Consider the following 16,458-nt stretch of genomic DNA (forward strand, 5'->3'; position numbering starts at 1 on the left):
ACCGCCCCGGGCACAGTCTCGGCGCCGCTGGCCAGCGCACCGCCCGCGCCTGGCGCGGCGCGGGCATTGGCCTGCCGCCGGCGGCAAATTCGCGTTGGCCAGGCAGGATCCAAGCCCCCATAACCAACCCAAATAAACCCAAATGACCCCAAATCCGGGCACCAAGCCCATCTACTCGTTCGATTTGCAATTATCGAAGCATGACTCTACCGCCCCTGCCCGTAAAAATATTGCCTTTGGCGAACATTCGTAACGTAAATTTTTTACAATTTCCTTCCTCACAATCGCCCCACGCATGCCCTGCATGCTACGCGCCGAACGCTTGCCCCATCCCAGGTGTCGCTGCGCGACACCACGGCCGTCCCGGCCCTGGTCGACGCCGACGCCGACGTGCTTCGTGCACTGCCGGCCGCGGCGGCCGCCATGGGCGCTCTTCCTGGCGGCCCGCTCTGAAAGAGCGGAAAGAGCTGAAAGAATGGAAAGAGCGAAAAGAGTCGGAGCGGTGCCGGAGTCCGCGGCTTTAACCTCGTAGTGGCCGGGTGGCAAGTGTCCGATAATTGCATTTTGATCGTAATGAGTGCGTTGTAACGAGATTTTGAATGTCGTGTGGGTCTGGATTGAGTTGTGGCGGGCGCCGGCGCGGCTTTGCGGGAGCTGGCGCTTGGCCAGCCCGTCCTGCATTACCTCCATGCCCTCCCCGGTAATTGGGTGGCCAGGCGCCTCTGACTGTGTCCTGCCCTGCCGGCCGACGGCCGCTGCTGGTCCGCGCAGCGCTCGGTGAAGGGCGCCCGGCCAACCGGCGGCGCGTCCTCGCCCAAGCTCGCGGGCCCGGGCGCCCTTCTCGCCGCCGCTGCGCACTGTTCCTGCCGGCTGCCACCCAAACCAAACTGGGCCGGCGCGGCGCAAGCGTTGGCCGCCGGCTACTTGTCGTAATACCGCTACGCGCCCGCCTGTTCGTTCCCTGACAGCGCTGGCCAGGAAGGCCAGCCGCGTTCGGCCCGCTTTCTCGAACAGGCTTGCGCATCGCCGGCGATTCTGGTTACACTGCACACAGCCAGTCCGGGCCGAGTTCACGTCTCAATTGGACAAACCGCAGCAACCGCAACACCAACTAACCATGTTCTTCCTTTGAAGGGCTTGGTGGGTAACGTGGGTCACCGAAGCCAATTAACCTAAAGGATGATCATGTCAAATTTATTCAACACCCTCACCCACAACCTTCGTCGCGCTCTGGCCTCACGAGGTATTGAGCTAAGCCTTGGCCATGCCCACCAGCTGCTGGCCGCGCTCCACGGCTACCCCAGTAAAGCAGCCCGTGACGCGGTCGAGCGCAAACCGGAGGCGCCAGACTTGGACGTCAACTGGCTGGTCGACACCAACCAACTCGCCTCCCGCGCCGATACACTAGGACTGCAGCTTGACCTCCCGGAGCTCGTCGTCTGCCTGGCCGACGCATCGCGGGAATTGTCCGGGCCGCGCGTCTACAGTAGCGCTGTAACTTTGCTGGAAATGACCAAGTACCAGGTGGAGCGCGCCCTGCTCAGCGACATCTGGGTTAGCAACAAACTGCGCGACGAAGCCCGTTCCGGCCCCTATGCAGTCGAAGTGACGCCGCTTGGCACCATCCCCACGCCCTTGCCGCAGACTGGCCAGGACATCAGGCTGTTGTTTTCCTGCGCTGTGCAAGATGAGAAGGATCTCTTCGAGGATTCGCCGGGGTTCGCCATTTCGCTGACCGTCGAAGCCAGGCTGACGATGCTCGATCGTCGCCTGATCAGCGCGCCGGCAATCCGGATCCTGGAGACCGCGCTGGGCAAGGCACGCGTCGACATCGGACTGTCGAGTGCAGAAGCGGGCCAGTATGTGAACCTGTCGAAGCAAGCCTGGGAGGCGCTCGAGAGAGGCCGCTACGCCGGTACGCAGATCCTGATCGACGCCCACGATTTGTTCTTCTCCAAGCTCGCGCGCCTTCAAAAGGCGCCGCATCACCACGATGCGCAAAGCGACGTCGAACCACTGGTGGCGGTGTTCGACGCCGCCCAAGGAACAGCACCGGTCGACGTCGTCGGGGCCGATAATTTCCTGGGCCTGGAGGACGCGCGCGATGGGCGCAAAGTCATCAAATCATTGGCGATCGACGTCCGCACACGTCGCATCTATGTCCACCGCCAGGGGTTCGATCCGGCCGCCAATCGCCATGTCCTGAAATTTGCACAGCGCCACCTGGTCACGCCATAACGCTATAACGCTGCGGCCTGCGGATACATCGCATTTTTCCGCAGGCGTCGTATAGAGGCCATCAGGCCACACAACACGGATCGGAACATGATGGACAACGAAGCGGATCAAATCAACACGCGGACCTCGTCGGGCTGTAAGGTGGCGACACCAAACACCGTCTATGCATGGACCAGGACGAAGGCCGAATTCGATACCATTGCACTACCGGAGACGGCTCACGCGTGGGCGCCATCGGACGTGGTTGATCTTATTCGGAGCGACGGGCGGAAGTGGGAGCGCAGATGCTTTAGCAAGTGTTTGGACGGCGGACCGGTCACTGTGATTTTCCAGTGGTTTGAGGAACGGCCGATCCAAGACGATGAGGCGTGCCCGTATTTGGACAAAATCCGAGAGGCACTCGTGGCCGGCCCTGAACATGCGTCAGCTTCGACTACCGAGTTGATGATGATCGCTCTGGCCACGGACGACTTCTCGACCTGGCTACCAGATTCCACCGCCAGCATCGAGGTGCTGACGGCACGAATGAATCTGGGCCAGTTGGAAGCAATTGAGCGATATCGCTCCGCGATAGCGCGCGAAAACGATGTCCAGCCCTGAGACTAGATGCGCCCACTGTGGCGCCACTGCCGGGCATGTTTTTGCGTGTCCACAGCGCCCCAAGGGAACCGCACCGGTTGCGCAGCTTGACTGGCTGCTCATCGAGGCACTGGTGGCCGTCTACTCGAACCTCAGCAAACAGTAGGAATGGCGTCATGACCAGCACGAGCACGGCAAGAGGCTTCATCATATCTGGCACGTCCCTTCGATCGCTTCAGGGGCTGCCGCCTTTTATGATGAGGCATCCAGAGGCGATCGAAACCGTGACCAGCGGGCTGGCGGGCGACGACGATATCTTGCGATGCTCCGCCTGCGTTAGGACGAATCTGGACACGGCAGGCGCACCATGACCGCCACAATCCGGCTTCTGACCAAGACGCAACTCAAGGCTGAGCGGCTCAAGCCGGCGCCGGATCAGCGCCCTGCCGCCCGCTACTGGCAAGGACGCGGTTGGGTATACCAGTACGACGCCGCCCTGGCCGTCGCCATGAAACCCTACCGCGCGCCGTCGGAGGCACAGAGTGCCGTGCTGATGGTTGGCCGCCAGCTGGCCGGCACGGTCCTGTGCCCCGGTTGCGGTCAGCGCATCGACCAGCGTGGCCTCGATCCAAGTGGCTGCTGCCGCGCTTGCGCGGCCCAGCTCTATCGCGAGGAACAGGAGAGCAACTGGCGGGCCACCTGCCGCCACGCGGCCGACCTTCTGGCACTCGATCCCCTGTTCCTCGACAGCGAGACCACAGGCCTAGACGAGGAGGCCGAGATCGTCGAAGTCGCGGTGGTGGATAGGCACGGGGTGGTGCTGCTGGAAACGCTGGTCAAACCGGTGGGCGCGGTCCCGGCGCAAGCGAGCGCCATCCACGGCCTGACCGATGCCGACCTGGCCGATGCGCCGACGTGGCCGGTTGTCGCGGCGCGGCTGGCACCGGTGGTACGCGGCCGGGTGCTGATCGCCCACAACGCCAGCTTCGACGCGCGCATGTTCCTGCAGTCGAGCCGGCGCCACGCACTGGCGGCGCCGTCCGGCGAGCGTTGGGAATGCACCATGGAACTGCTGACGGAGGCGAACGAGGGCCGCTGGCCACGACTGAGCGTGGCGATGTCGCTGGCGGGTGCGCAGTGCCCCAAGGACGTCGCCGGCCGGCCGCACCGGGCCAGCTATGACGCGCTGTGCTGCCAGCGGATCGTACTGGCGCTGGCGCGGCGACACACGCAATTTTTCGTATCGGAACACAAAGCCGAGCCTGGCGCGAAAGCCGTTTGACATGCACCCTGCCCCGGTTCCCGGACGCGACAATTATTCGCATTTGTGAGCAAGAGCGTCGCGGCACACACCGTCAGAAAATGGGCCGAGCATGAAAATCCGGTCAATGGGCCGCGCCGTCCTCATGCGCGCGTGGAGCGCGCAACTGGAGAAGCCCTACGGCATCCGGGCTGCCGAAAATCCGAGCCGCTACGGCAACAGCGAGAGCCGCGCCTACTGCGGGCTGGACGACAGCCAGGCGGCCGCCATCGCCGGCTTCCCGGCCACGGCTGGCGCTCCCGAACCCGCCCCAGCCATGCCAGCGCGCCGGATCAAGCGGGCCACGCGCAGTCGCACCGGCAAGGCGTGAACACCACATCGGGGATCCGCGCCCACGCAAAACATCGTAGCGGGCCCGCGCGCTCGCCCGAGGCTTGGGCAAGCCCCGACCGAGCTGCATCTCGGTCAGATCCCGGCAGGCATTGTCGCGCGGCTCCAGTTCCATGTGCCGTAGATTGGGATGCGAAAGCTTGTCGAGGCAGTATTTCAGCAGCCCGTTCAGGGTCCGAGTCGCTTTAGTCCCACTCAACCCTCTGGAATTTGCAAGCAATTGCCTCCCTTTCAACGAAACCTTGCAAATTCCAGCAGTGCTTTTTGGTCGTTTCGCCTTTAGCATCGGACTCCGTTTAATTGTTCAGGACCTACTATTTAGTGATCATAGCGGTGGATACATTTTCCTAAAATATTACTTCCATTCCAGTGTAACTCCTCTGGCTGAGCTCCATTAGTGCAAGCAAACCAATATATCCGCTCCGCCCCATTTGTATGCTCACTGTCTCGGCCCAACGGTGCCAGTACTAGCCCGCCCACACTCGGCGGCTTCTTCGCCATATCACCTTCACAGTCAAAAAATGGCGCATCTGCCCATGAACCCTTCTTGGGATGATACGCGCAATAACCATACATAACCTTCTTATTGCAATTGTTTTTAAATCCACCATATAACATATTATCAAAATCCAATGCGACGCAGTTATTAGCCAACGCTAATGGGTCGTGCAAATACTGTTGTCTCGGGCCGTTACGATTAGCCATTGAATCATTGCCAGCAATGCTGAGCGAAGTTGATTTAGTTCTATTTTTTGATGTTGACGATATGGGCGTGAGAGAATTATCAGTTGCCATTACATCGGAATTTCTAGCAATCGCTTTTGATGTTGCTTCGATCGCACGGGCAGCAATTTTATCTGCGTCGGCATCAATAGTCGGTCGTGAAGATGCAATATTATCCAGCTGGACTTTTCTGGCCTTTAATAAGCAAATTTCTACAGGAACAGCTAGAACCTTGCTCCTCACTGAATTTTTTAAAAATATAGAAAGACTTTCCACTCTTTTCTGAATATCTGAATAAGGAACATGCTCAACAACATTCATGGTCGTCATTTCTACTTGATTATGAGCATAAATGCGACGATCTTCACAATCATTGTTTCCATATTGTTTGCAAAGGTCAAACGCATGCGCACCGATTGCTTCAAGCTCAGCTCCGCAACCATTCGAAGCTGCAGTTCCATTAAATTTAATTATTTTATCTTGAGTGCCGGGTGGTAGATCAACTTTTCTTAATGGTGCATTTTGCAATGGCGTCGCTGCATTATTCAATTTATCCAACCGGGTAGGCTGTCCTGGTGATGAGGTTTTGTCTCCATCCAGATTTGCAAACTTTTCTCCTTGCGCACCGCTGGAATCTCGTCTCGATCGGTTGTCCGATTCCTTTGGCATCGAAGAGTTAAGGGAAGTTGTACTACCTCCCTGTATTGCCGCCAATTTCTTGGCGTATTTTTCCTGATCCTTCTTGGTTTGCTCAGGATCGTCAAAGACAAAATTATATACAATCCAAGAAAATGACTGAACTGGACGCCCCTTCGCGATGGCAGGTTTATATTTACATTCCATCGCCTGTTCACGAGCCGCATTATCTAAGTTCCTAAAATCGCTTGGTATATCAAGTTTTGCTTCAGACACTGTCCCGTCAACTTCAACCGTCACCCGGACTCGCACAATCCCACTTTCTTCCATGCGCACTGATATTTTTGGCATTTCGCCTTTGGGACAAAATAAAAGAATGGGCTCAGAGTCGGGTAATCTTTTGCTTTTTTGTGGAGATTTCGGTGCTGCGAAAGCTACTGCAATCTGGCAAATAAACAATAAAATTATTATTTTTCTCATTTTCGTCTCCCGGTATATTTCAAATATTCGTATAATTTATACAAACTTGGAAAACATAGCATTCAAGTACAACGGCGTTGTTGCATAAATCAAGTCTAACTGTCCAATCCCGTGCTAACTTTGTGCGATACGGACGGACCGGGGGCGAGCCAATGCGCTCCTATGGCTGAGCAAACCCACACGCGCCGCAACCTTGCTCGCCTGCGCCCCTATTATGCGCGCGGCCGGCTCCCGGCCGGTCAACACCGTCAACCGGTACTTCAACGCTTCGGAGAGCGAGCGCCGATGCTAGCCGCTGGCCTCCTTCCAGTTCTTCCGGCCGCTGCTGGCGATAGCCGTGATCGCCTCGTTGCGCCATGCGGCGCCCGACATGCGTTGCCGGCAGAGCGCGGCGCCTTCTCGCGGCGGAATCGAAGGCCGCGGCGCGCGAGCGGCAATGGCGGCGTGGCATGTTTTGGTGTCATACGCGCCCTCGCGGCCAACGATATCGATCGACGCATCGGGAGAGATCTGACCAAGCAGCGCGGCCGGCACCTGGATGTCGCCGACGCCTTGGTGCGTCATCAACACCACGCAAACCTGCCCCGTGTTCACGTCCATCGCCAAGTGCACTTTGCGACAGATGCGACGGTGAGTGTTCTCATCACTGCCGCGCCTCATCCTGCAAGATCGCGTCCTATTCTTCTGACCGCCGCCACTCGTTCTCATGCAGCGCCGCCACTCGGACTTGTGAGATTTCGTGCATTTTCCAACGGAGCACGATGTTATCTTTATGGTCATCGGCCGAGTTCGGCTAGGCGCAGCCATCTTGGATGCGACAACTCTCTCTCAAGCGAGGTGTTAGCTATGTCAGTACTATTGAACGTCGCCTATAGCAAAGGGCTAGGAGAGTACACGTGTCTCTTCGACTCTCTGTCGATGATCCGGGCCTACTTCGGCCAGGCGACGTTCCTGAACCCAAAATTCGATTTCTTTCAAGGCGTGAAGATGGACCAAATCGACGACGTCCTCGAAGCCTACACGCCACAGAACAAGACGCTCTGCGGAAAATTGAACAAGTTCGCCATCGACCCGCCGAAGGAAAAGTACAATCTCGCCGGTCTGGAGCAGTTGCTCCAACAGTGCGGCCCCCTCATTGGGGTAACCCCGCCGAAAGTGAACTGGGGGCACTGCTGTGTCATCATCGGCGCAAGTCCTTGGGGCGTGACGTACCACGACCCGGCCCTCGGGCCAAGCAAGAATATTCTGTTCCACAAATTCTCGCAGAAATTCCCGGGTCTGTTCTGGTTCGCGTGACTCGGTCGCGCTCCAGCTCAGGGGCTAGCGGCAACGCTCGTTGGGCATGCCGAATCGCCCGGGACGATTGCACACAGTGAGGAGAGGATATTCACTCCCTTTTGCTCCGGCCTGATCGAGCAGGTGGCGCGTGCTGATGCGGCGCGCCACCTGCAGCACAAGCGTTACAGCTTGAGTTGTGCGGACAGCAGCAAACGCAGGGAGGATGGGCGGTAAAAGCACCCACTGGCGCAAACGCACCTGAGGAGCACATGGCTTACCAGGTGGGCTACTGTCTGGGCCATGCGCCGAGCACCGCACGACTGGAGAAACCCGCTCCGCCTGCAGTTGAACACGACCAGCTTGTCGTGGCCGCAGTCTCCGGAAGCCGTGACCCAAGATGCCACACTCCGGAGAACATCGGGGCGCCGCTGGCAGGCACGGGCACGCTCCGGGCCGCGCGCGACAGTGTGCTGTTGCCGGCGAACTTCTTGGGCGGTTTGCGGCACGGCGAACCGGCCAGCATCGATGCCGGACAGCCGTCTTAAGACGCGCGCCGCCTCGTCATCACCGAGCCCGCGGTCGAAACATTGCCGGTTGTACGGCCATGTCCGGCCGGCGGACCTGACGCGCAATGTCGGCTGCAGATGCCGGGCCCGACGAGTATGCCAATTGGGAAACGAGCGCTAGAATGTGTCACGTCACTACGCAAAGGATGGGATGCATGGAAAAGGTCACCGAGGCGCAACTGCAAGATTGGCTGGTGCAATTGGCGAAAAAGAATAGCTTGGCCTCGGCCATCGAACACGTTGATGAACTGGAAGCGCTTAAAGAAGCGGGCACACACAGCGCCGTCAACGTCGACGCGATCGACGACGCCCTGCACGTGCTGCAAAGCTTGCTGGAGGCGCAGTTGGTCGCCGCCAACGACGATATCCAGGTCGATGCGAAGACGGGATTTAGGCCCGACCTCTTGTTCCAGGATCCTTGCAGTGGGCGTTGGATTATTGTCGAACTGAAGGTGAGCCACCAGACAGAGCGCCAGGCGATCACTGAAGTACTGGCGTACGCCGAGGGTTTGCATCGCAGGATGCATAATGTGCCAGTGTCAATTGTGGTCGCGTCCAGCGCGTGGCGAGAACTGCTCAAAAACGCGGTGCGCGCTCAAATGCGCAGTCGGCGCTACCCGTTGCTGCCCTTGCAAGTCTCGCCGGCGCCCGATGGGAAGAATTTCCACTTACGTCCAATTCTGGATGTGTTTGACCACCGTGGGTTCCACGGTGAGTTCGCGCCGGAGCTATTTACCTGCGACACCAAGTCATTCTTCTTTCAATGCGAGACAGCACTCGAAACCTACGACCAGAAGACGGTCCTCAAACGCCTGCAGCGCGCAGCGAACGACGTGGCGCGAGAAGGCGACAAGCGCGGCTGCTCCGGTCTCGTCATTTTGTGGGAGTCGCAAGTCTTCGGCGGCCCTGTTTGGCACCTGACGACGTGCATCATCAACCCCAATAAACTCATACCGGATTTGCCGGTCACCAGCCCCATCATGCAGTATCTCAATCCCGCAAACGATTTGGAGTTCCCTGTCGACCCATACGCAACGGATCTAGATCAAGGTTGCCGCCTTCTGGCTAAAATCGAGATGCGCGACCTGGGTTTAAGTTCGGAATTTAGCAACTTTGGCCATTGGTCACAGGCCCAGCGCTTGTTGGACGAAAACGGCGCCAAATACCTTCAAGTTTCGCCATGGGGTGAGATCCATGATCGTTGGCCGACCGAAACATGGCAGACTGGAGCCCGCCATTTCGCGAACATCAACGCCAATCAATTCCCGGACGAGCACCCGTTTTGCTGGGTGCCTGCGATGGATCAGATCAGTGGCGAAGCTATAACGATGGGTGAACTGTCGAGCGGCCTGGGCGCGTACAAGTTGGGCAAAATAGTCGGCAGGATCACCCAGTTCCATAAAGACCATAGCGCCAACACTAACTACGGACGCGATGGCCGGGACTCCAGATACACGTGCGCCATGGCTCGCCTGCTGGGATGTTGGTACACCGTGCACGCATTCGGCGAAGCAACCGGGTCTCGGACAATGCCCCCAAGTCTCGAATTCGAAGCCACTAATCCGCCGACATTACTGCCCTCTTGCGTTAGCGAATATGCCCGTTGGGCGTGGCAAATGTTCGCCCATCTTGGCGACCACCATCACTTCTGCTACCAGCTAGGGCTGTATCATGAGTGGTCCTCCTGTGGGGAACGCGCGACGACCTTGAGGGTCGGCCGGGATTCGTGTAAAAAAACTCAAATCCCGTCGTAACCATTTGATTTACTGAAGAATTCTCGTTTTGTAATTCATTGGTGGCACCTTTCTTTCTAGGTCCAAGGTATAGTCACCATACCTGTTGATGTGCTCCGTCCGATACGGCGCCAAGCCAGCCAAAATTTCCTCATCGATCGGGAACCCTTCCCTCTGCATTTCCTTCAGCGTACCCGTCATGGCCTCAACGTTGTGAAGGATGGCCAGATTGGCCACCAGCTGGTTATACTTCACGACTTTGCGCTGCTCGTGGCGTACATTCTCAGCGATGATGCCCTGGTTCCCGAAGAACAACCACTTGATGAACTGGTTGAACTCTTCGCTCTTGTTGGTGGCCGCCTGGATCGTTTTTCGTAGTTCAACGTCGCCGATGTATTTGAGCAGAAACTCGGTGCGCACAACCCGCCCCAGCTCGCGGAACGCAAAATACAGCTTGTTCTTGCGGCTTGCGGTGCCCAGGCGTCGCAGGATTGTCGACGGTGTAATCTTACCGGCCTTGATCGACAGCGCGATGCGCAGCATGTCCGGCAAGTGCGTTTCAATGAGTTCCCAGTTAATAGACTCACTGAAAAGGCCATTGATGTTTTCGTAACGCGTTCCCTTGTCAGCCTTATAAAACACCAAACTCTTCAGGTTCCGGATGCGCGGCATCAGGTTGATCCCCAGCAGATAGGCCAGCCCAAATACAGGAGCGCTTTGCGCGTGCGTGTCGCCATGCAGCGTGTCGGGCTGAATCTCCGACTCGTTCTTGATCAGGCCATCAAGGATGTAGATGGCCTCGTAAACGCCGCATGGAATGAAATGGCTGAACAGCGCAATGTACATGTCGGACACGTGGTAATAGCCGATACCGCCGTAACCGCCATACCGGATGTGATATTCGGACAGCAGGTTCTGCTCGTACATGTTCCACTTGGTGCCGTCGGCCGACGCGCTCTTGCCCGTTCCCCAGTATTTCGGCAGTAAGAACTTATTGTAAGCGTTGATGACCTGCACGATGGCCTTTTCCAGTCGCTCTTCGGTGATGTGGTGCAAATTCAGCCAGGCCACCTGCTTACGGCTCAAGTCCTTGACCGAGCGCGCGGTTTGTGTGGCGCCTAAGTTGCAGCCATAGCAGAACAGCGTGGTGATGAACCGTCGCCGTGGATCATCCACTTTGGAGTCGAAGCCAGACAAGGGGCCAAACAGCTTGTGCAGATCCAGCCAGCCTTCTGACTCCACCAAGATGTCGAGGATATTTTTTTCGGGCAGGCGCTCGGTGAGAATCTTGTCGATTTTTTCCAGTGCCTCCGGCTTGGCATCTTTGGCGTGCTTGCGCAGAATCAGTTCGTTACCGATGATATCAACGTGCTCGTTTTCTGGCATCCCCGCATCGACGGCAGCAGCCATCTTCGCAAGGGAGGTCTTGAGAGCCGCAGAAAATTCCTTCGGGTCGGTCCGCAAGCCAAGCATCGCACCATATTCCTCCACCTGTGCCTGGTACTCGTCCCACTCAACGAGCTGCGTTCTGTAGTCGCTGAACTGGTCACTGTTTGCGACGTACAAATCGCCAGACTGCAGTTCCCGCATTGTTTCGGTAAGCACGCAGAGCTCAAAATATTTTCGGCTCACCTCGGAAACCTGGTCAACGGTGCGCTGACCGGTAACCAGCTTGCGCCATTTTTCCGGTATCCACTTCAGATTGATATTCGTTCCGGCGATGGACAACGATTCGCGATGGCTCTGGCGATGGGCCAAGACGAAGCGAATCGCATCGATGAGCGACTGGTCGGCGGATGTCGATTCCAGATTGAGCAAACTGAGACAGTTCAGTAGCAAGGGCCGCTGCACCTGGTACGGCGCCAGCATAAACGGTAGGTAGTTGTTTCCCGCATAGGCTATGTGCTCATCGCATTCGACGAGCAGATTGCCTGGTTCGTCATGGAAGGCAGCGGCGATGCGCGCTCCCTTCTCCTCATCGGTTTCGCCCTCGAAAAAGGCTTCGAGGACATCCCGCAGCTGGATGATCAGCTTTTCCGCGCGCTTCTGGTGCTCCAGATAGTATCGCCGCAGTTGCTCTTCCGCGCCGGAATGGATTTTTCGTAGCTTACGAATAAACATCTCCACCGCGTCATCCAGCGACTTGCTCAACTGAGCATGGAACAGCAGCACCATCAGCGCGTAGCGCTTATTGTGCTTGAGCGCCTTCATGTCGGCCACATCAAGCGCACGTGCCTCATGGACGAACTGGCTGCGTTTCACTACCGGGATATGAGAGATGGCTGGCAGCTGCGTCGCCCAGCTCTTGAGCCATTGGAGGTGCTCCAGATACTGCCGCACTTCCGTGTTGGTCGGTTTCTTGGGGTCTTGCTTGAGCTGCTGCCAGCCGCTGACGCCTGGCGGCGCGGCCGGAACCAGCATCGCGTCAAAACGGGCGATGACAGGTGGTGCGAGAGGTTCGACGAGGCCCTGGAAAAAGTGGTCGTTGACTTCGCTGCGTGCCTTCAATGCCCTTCGATGGAGCGTGCTAAATGCGGGAAGTTCGAAGCGCTGGCGAACCAATTCCTCAATGACCACATTAATGATATCAGCCAGTTCGTGCTTGGTTTGGGCCGCCTCAGTAGCCGCGTTCTGAATGGCGGAATATGTGTGGTCGTCGATTGGCCTGATTTTCAAATATGGCCGGATGGCCTCCATCCAACGCTGGCGCGAATTAGGTCGATTTTCCTCGGCTTGAAGATCCTTTGCCGCGACCGATCGCGCGCCGATCGCCTTTCCGAGAAACGACACAATTGGGGCCGGAACTTCGTTCAACAAGGGAAAGTAGCCCAGCTTCGGCAATGTCTTCAATAACAGTACGAGATACAGCCGAGCCGGATCCGTGCGGGCATTGCGACGAACAAATTTGTGGTCCTCGTCACTAGGGCTGTATACGTCTTCCAGTTCGCGCTGCGTCAGCTCCGGTTTGAAACGCGGATACGCAGTTTCATGAATGCTGCTCAAGGCTCAGGCTCCTATGCGGTTGAGCCACGTACTTCATGTAGGCCCGGCAGCATGGGGCAACATTCAATGCGCGGCTGGACAAACAACACAATGCAGAACTTAAAACGTCGACAATTCTATATGCAGAATCAGGCCGTGAAGCAACTGCCGAACAATTATTTATGTGCCAGTGCCTCAGTCGATGCGAACGCCAGAACAGATGACCCCAATACAGGTCAAATTTGACCCATCGAAGGTCACGCATGACCCTCGGTAGGTCAAAAAATGATGATGACGTTCAAGGCGATGCAAATTAGCTGACGTCAAAAGTTGACGCCAGCTGCCAATGGTGGCGATCTATCTTGGCAAATCACACGTCCTGTTGTTCGCTTTTCGGCACTAGCGGAGTGCCGAACCGACGGTAGAGTGCGGGTAGCACCAGAAGCGTGAGCAGCGTTGTCGATATCAAGCCGCCGATCACCACGGTCGCCAGTGGCCGCTGCACCTCCGCCCCAGCGCCGTTGGCCAGAGCCATCGGCACGAACCCGAGCGAGGCCACCAGCGCCGTCATTAACACCGGTCGCAATCGGCGAAGCGCTCCGGTGCGCACCGCGCTTTCCCACGGCTGCGACTTCGACAGTTCATCGATCGCCCCCACCATCACCAGCCCGTTCAAGACAGCGACACCGGAGAGCGCGATAAAGCCCACCGCAGCGGAGATTGAAAATGGCAGGCCGCGCAGCCAGAGCGCCAGCACCCCACCGATCAGGGCCAACGGCACGCCGGTGAAGACGACCGCCGCCGCACGCCAGGAACCGACCGCCGAGTAAAGCACACCCACGATCAGCACGAAGCACGCCGGTACGACCACGGCCAGGCGCAGGCGTGCGCGTTCCAAATTTTCGAACTGCCCGCCCCAGGTCAGCCAGACACCGGGCGGACGCGTCACCTTGGCATCGATGGCGTTCTGGGCGTCCTTGACGACGCCGGCGATATCGCGACCACGTACGTTTGCCTGTACGACCACGCGCCGCTTGCCGTTTTCACGGCTGATCTGGCTCGGCCCCTTCCCGAGCTCCAGCCGCGCCACTGAACCCAACGGCACAAATTTGCCGCCCGGCGTGAGCACGGGCAGCTGGCGCAACGCCTCCACATCGTTGCGGGCGCTCTCGCCCATGCGGACCACAACGTCGAACCGGCGGTCGCCCTCGAATATATGGCCCGCCTCGCGACCCGCCACGGCCGCTGCCAGCGTATCGAAGACGTCCTTCGCGGTGAGGCCGACACGGGCCATTGCATCACGGTCGAGCTGGGCATCGAGTAGAGGCATTCCTTGCACCTGCTCGACCCGCACATCGACCGCGCCCTCGATGAAACGTAACTGATCGGCGACTTTGTCGGCAGTCTTGAGCATGGTGGCGAAATCGTCGCCGTAGACCTTGACAGCAATGTCGCCGCGCACGCCAGCCAGCAGCTCGTTGAAACGCATCTGGATAGGCTGCGTCAGTTCGTAGTTCTGGCCCGGTATGTCCGCAACGGCGTGCTCGATCTTTTCCACCAGATCAGCCTTGCTCATCGATGGATTTGGCCACTGCGAACGATCCTTTACGATCACAAAGGTGTCGGTCAGGTTGGGCGGCATCGGGTCGGACGCCAATTCGGCGGTGCCCGTGCGCGAGAACACGAGCTTCACCTCCGGCACCTTGCCCACGGCCTTTTCCACGTCAAATTGCATTGCTTGGCTCTGATCCACGGATGTCCCCGGTATCCGCGACACCTGCAGCAGCACGTCTTGCTCGTCCAGCGTTGGGAGGAACTCCTGCCCTAGAGTTTGGAACAACACAAGGGAGCCGACAAAGGCCGCTGTCGCCAGGCCGCCGATGAAGGCCGGTCGTGGCAAGACGCGATCAAGCCACGGTGCATAGAATTTGCCCAGCGCCATCATCAGCTTGTTCTCCGCGTGGTCCACCGGCCGGGACAGCCACAGCGTGATAGCCGCAGGAACCACCGTCAGGGACAGAAGGAACGCAAAGACCAGCGCCAGGATGACAGTGACGGCCATCGGCGCGAACATGCGACCTTCGACGCCCTGGAACGTCAAGAGGGGCACGTAGACCAGGATGATGATGGCCTGGCCGTAGACGCTGGGCCGGATCATTTCGCGCGCGGCCGCGGCGACCGTTTCCCGGCGCTCGGCCTTGCTGAGTGCTTGGCCGGCCGCATGTTGGCGCTCTGCGATGCGGCGCAAGACATTTTCAACGATGATCACCGCACCATCGACGATCAGGCCGAAATCCAGCGCGCCCAGACTCATGAGGTTGGCCGACAAGCCGATTTTCAACATCCCGGCCGACGTGAGCAACATCGTCAACGGAATGACGGCAGCGGCGATCAGCGCGGCGCGCAAATTGCCCAGCAGCGCAAACAGCACGGCGATGACTAGCAAGGCGCCTTCCGTCAGATTTTTGGCCACCGTCTGGATGGTCGAGTCGACCAGCCGCGTACGGTTCAGTACCGGCTTGATGATCAGGCCGGGCGGCAGCGAACGTGCAATTTCCTTCAGGCGAACGTCGACGGCTTCCGCCACCGTGCGGCTGTTTTCGCCGATACGCATGACGGCCGTGCCAACGACCACCTCGACACCGCCTTCGGATGCCGAGCCGAAGCGCAGCTCCTGCCCAACGCTCACCTGTGCCACCTGCGACAACAGGACCGGTGTGCCGCCGCGCGTGGCGATGACGGTCTTGGCCAGCTCGCCGCTGTTTGTCATACGGGCGTCAGCTTGGATGGTCAGCGCTTCCCCGTTTTGTACCAGCACGCCGGCGCCGGCGCTCGTATTATTGCGCTCCAACGCTTCAGCGAGCTCAGACAGGCCAATCCCGAGTACCGCCAGTCGCTGCGGATCGGGTGTCACCACATACTGCTTGACGTAACCGCCGATCACGTCCACGCCAGCCAGGCCGGGGGTGTTCTTCAGCTGTGGCGCCACGATCCAATCCTGCACGGTACGCAAGTAAGTGGCTTTCTCCTTTGCCGTGTGCAGCACTTCGCCTGCAGGCGTCACGTAGCTGCCATCGGACTCCATGCCCGCGCTGGCGCCCCCGGTATGCGTATTGGCAAATTCGACCGTCCACATGTAGACGTCGCCCAAGCCTGTGGCGATCGGGCCCATGGTTGCCGTCGCGCCCGGCGGCAAGGTACGCTCCACCGAGCGCAGTCGTTCGGCGATCTGCTGGCGTGCAAAATAAACGTCGGTGCCGTCCTTGAAGACCGTCGTCACTTGGGCAAAGCCATGCCGGGTCAGCGAGCGGGTCGATTCCAGTCCGGGTGTGCCTGCGAAAGCCGTTTCAATCGGATAAGTGACTTGGCGCTCGACGTCGGCCGGCGCCAGGGCGGGAACGACCACGTTGATCTGAACCTGGGTATTGGTGATATCGGGCACCGCATCGATCGGCAACCGCGACAATGCAAACGCACCGACCAATGCAGCGAAAAGCGCTGTCAACAGCACCTGCCACGGGTGCCGTACCGAGAAATTGACAAAGCGCGCGATCATGCGGCAACCTCCCGCGCACAACGGATCTCAAGCTGG

The 16,458-nt window shown here is 58.5% G+C and carries 10 protein-coding genes and 1 pseudogene; 6 read left to right on the plus strand and 5 right to left on the minus strand.

Annotation, left to right across the window (positions count from 1 at the left end):
* Window positions 1-171: 171 nt before the first annotated feature.
* Window positions 172-690: a hypothetical protein gene (locus GTP90_RS00005; RefSeq protein WP_161081524.1), complete on the minus strand. Its 519-nt coding sequence runs from the start codon at window positions 688-690 to the stop codon at window positions 172-174.
* 495 nt (window positions 691-1,185) lie between these two features.
* Here GTP90_RS00005 and GTP90_RS00010 point away from each other — a divergent pair, with 495 nt between their 5' ends.
* The 4 genes from GTP90_RS00010 (at window position 1,186) to GTP90_RS00025 (ending at window position 4,448) form a co-directional block, all read left to right on the plus strand.
* Window positions 1,186-2,238, plus strand: a complete 1,053-nt coding sequence (locus GTP90_RS00010) for a hypothetical protein (RefSeq protein ID WP_161081525.1) — start codon at window positions 1,186-1,188, stop codon at window positions 2,236-2,238.
* A gap of 87 nt (window positions 2,239-2,325) precedes the next feature.
* Window positions 2,326-2,838, plus strand: a complete 513-nt coding sequence (locus GTP90_RS00015; protein ID WP_161081526.1) for a hypothetical protein — start codon at window positions 2,326-2,328, stop codon at window positions 2,836-2,838.
* Window positions 2,839-3,184: 346 nt separating this feature from the next.
* A complete protein-coding gene (locus GTP90_RS00020) occupies window positions 3,185-4,099 on the plus strand; it encodes a 3'-5' exonuclease (RefSeq protein WP_161081527.1) in 915 nt (304 codons plus the stop codon).
* 91 nt (window positions 4,100-4,190) lie between these two features.
* Window positions 4,191-4,448, plus strand: coding sequence for a hypothetical protein (locus tag GTP90_RS00025; protein ID WP_161081528.1), 258 nt, complete (start codon window positions 4,191-4,193; stop codon window positions 4,446-4,448).
* 338 nt (window positions 4,449-4,786) lie between these two features.
* Here GTP90_RS00025 and GTP90_RS00030 read toward each other — a convergent pair whose 3' ends face one another.
* Both GTP90_RS00030 and GTP90_RS00035 read right to left on the minus strand, forming a co-directional pair.
* Window positions 4,787-6,307, minus strand: a complete 1,521-nt coding sequence (locus tag GTP90_RS00030; protein WP_161081529.1) for an energy transducer TonB — start codon at window positions 6,305-6,307, stop codon at window positions 4,787-4,789.
* Window positions 6,308-6,421: 114 nt separating this feature from the next.
* Window positions 6,422-6,967, minus strand: a pseudogene (locus GTP90_RS00035) (transposase).
* A 186-nt stretch (window positions 6,968-7,153) separates the two neighbouring features.
* Between GTP90_RS00035 and GTP90_RS00040 the strand changes: the two are divergent.
* Both GTP90_RS00040 and GTP90_RS00045 read left to right on the plus strand, forming a co-directional pair.
* A complete protein-coding gene (locus tag GTP90_RS00040) occupies window positions 7,154-7,603 on the plus strand; it encodes a papain-like cysteine protease family protein (RefSeq protein ID WP_161081531.1) in 450 nt (149 codons plus the stop codon).
* Between the two features lie 703 nt (window positions 7,604-8,306).
* Window positions 8,307-9,905: a PDDEXK family nuclease gene (locus GTP90_RS00045; protein ID WP_161081532.1), complete on the plus strand. Its 1,599-nt coding sequence runs from the start codon at window positions 8,307-8,309 to the stop codon at window positions 9,903-9,905.
* A gap of 9 nt (window positions 9,906-9,914) precedes the next feature.
* On the opposite strand, the gene GTP90_RS00050 is transcribed toward GTP90_RS00045, so the two are convergent.
* Window positions 9,915-12,887, minus strand: coding sequence for a Tn3 family transposase (locus GTP90_RS00050; protein ID WP_161081533.1), 2,973 nt, complete (start codon window positions 12,885-12,887; stop codon window positions 9,915-9,917).
* A 349-nt stretch (window positions 12,888-13,236) separates the two neighbouring features.
* Entirely contained in the window at window positions 13,237-16,422 is a 3,186-nt protein-coding gene (locus tag GTP90_RS00055) for an efflux RND transporter permease subunit (protein WP_161081534.1), read from the minus strand.
* Window positions 16,423-16,458: the final 36 nt, after the last annotated feature.

Origin of the sequence: Duganella vulcania (assembly GCF_009857655.1) — a bacterium.
Taxonomy (GTDB): domain Bacteria; phylum Pseudomonadota; class Gammaproteobacteria; order Burkholderiales; family Burkholderiaceae_D; genus Rugamonas; species Rugamonas vulcania.

Coding starts and splice junctions, on each gene's coding strand:
- GTP90_RS00005 (WP_161081524.1), bottom strand. CDS start 690: ATGGAGGTAATGCAGGACGGGCTGGCCAAGCGCCAGCTCCCGCAAAGC.
- GTP90_RS00010 (WP_161081525.1), top strand. CDS start 1,186: ATGTCAAATTTATTCAACACCCTCACCCACAACCTTCGTCGCGCTCTG.
- GTP90_RS00015 (WP_161081526.1), top strand. CDS start 2,326: ATGATGGACAACGAAGCGGATCAAATCAACACGCGGACCTCGTCGGGC.
- GTP90_RS00020 (WP_161081527.1), top strand. CDS start 3,185: ATGACCGCCACAATCCGGCTTCTGACCAAGACGCAACTCAAGGCTGAG.
- GTP90_RS00025 (WP_161081528.1), top strand. CDS start 4,191: ATGAAAATCCGGTCAATGGGCCGCGCCGTCCTCATGCGCGCGTGGAGC.
- GTP90_RS00030 (WP_161081529.1), bottom strand. CDS start 6,307: ATGAGAAAAATAATAATTTTATTGTTTATTTGCCAGATTGCAGTAGCT.
- GTP90_RS00040 (WP_161081531.1), top strand. CDS start 7,154: ATGTCAGTACTATTGAACGTCGCCTATAGCAAAGGGCTAGGAGAGTAC.
- GTP90_RS00045 (WP_161081532.1), top strand. CDS start 8,307: ATGGAAAAGGTCACCGAGGCGCAACTGCAAGATTGGCTGGTGCAATTG.
- GTP90_RS00055 (WP_161081534.1), bottom strand. CDS start 16,422: ATGATCGCGCGCTTTGTCAATTTCTCGGTACGGCACCCGTGGCAGGTG.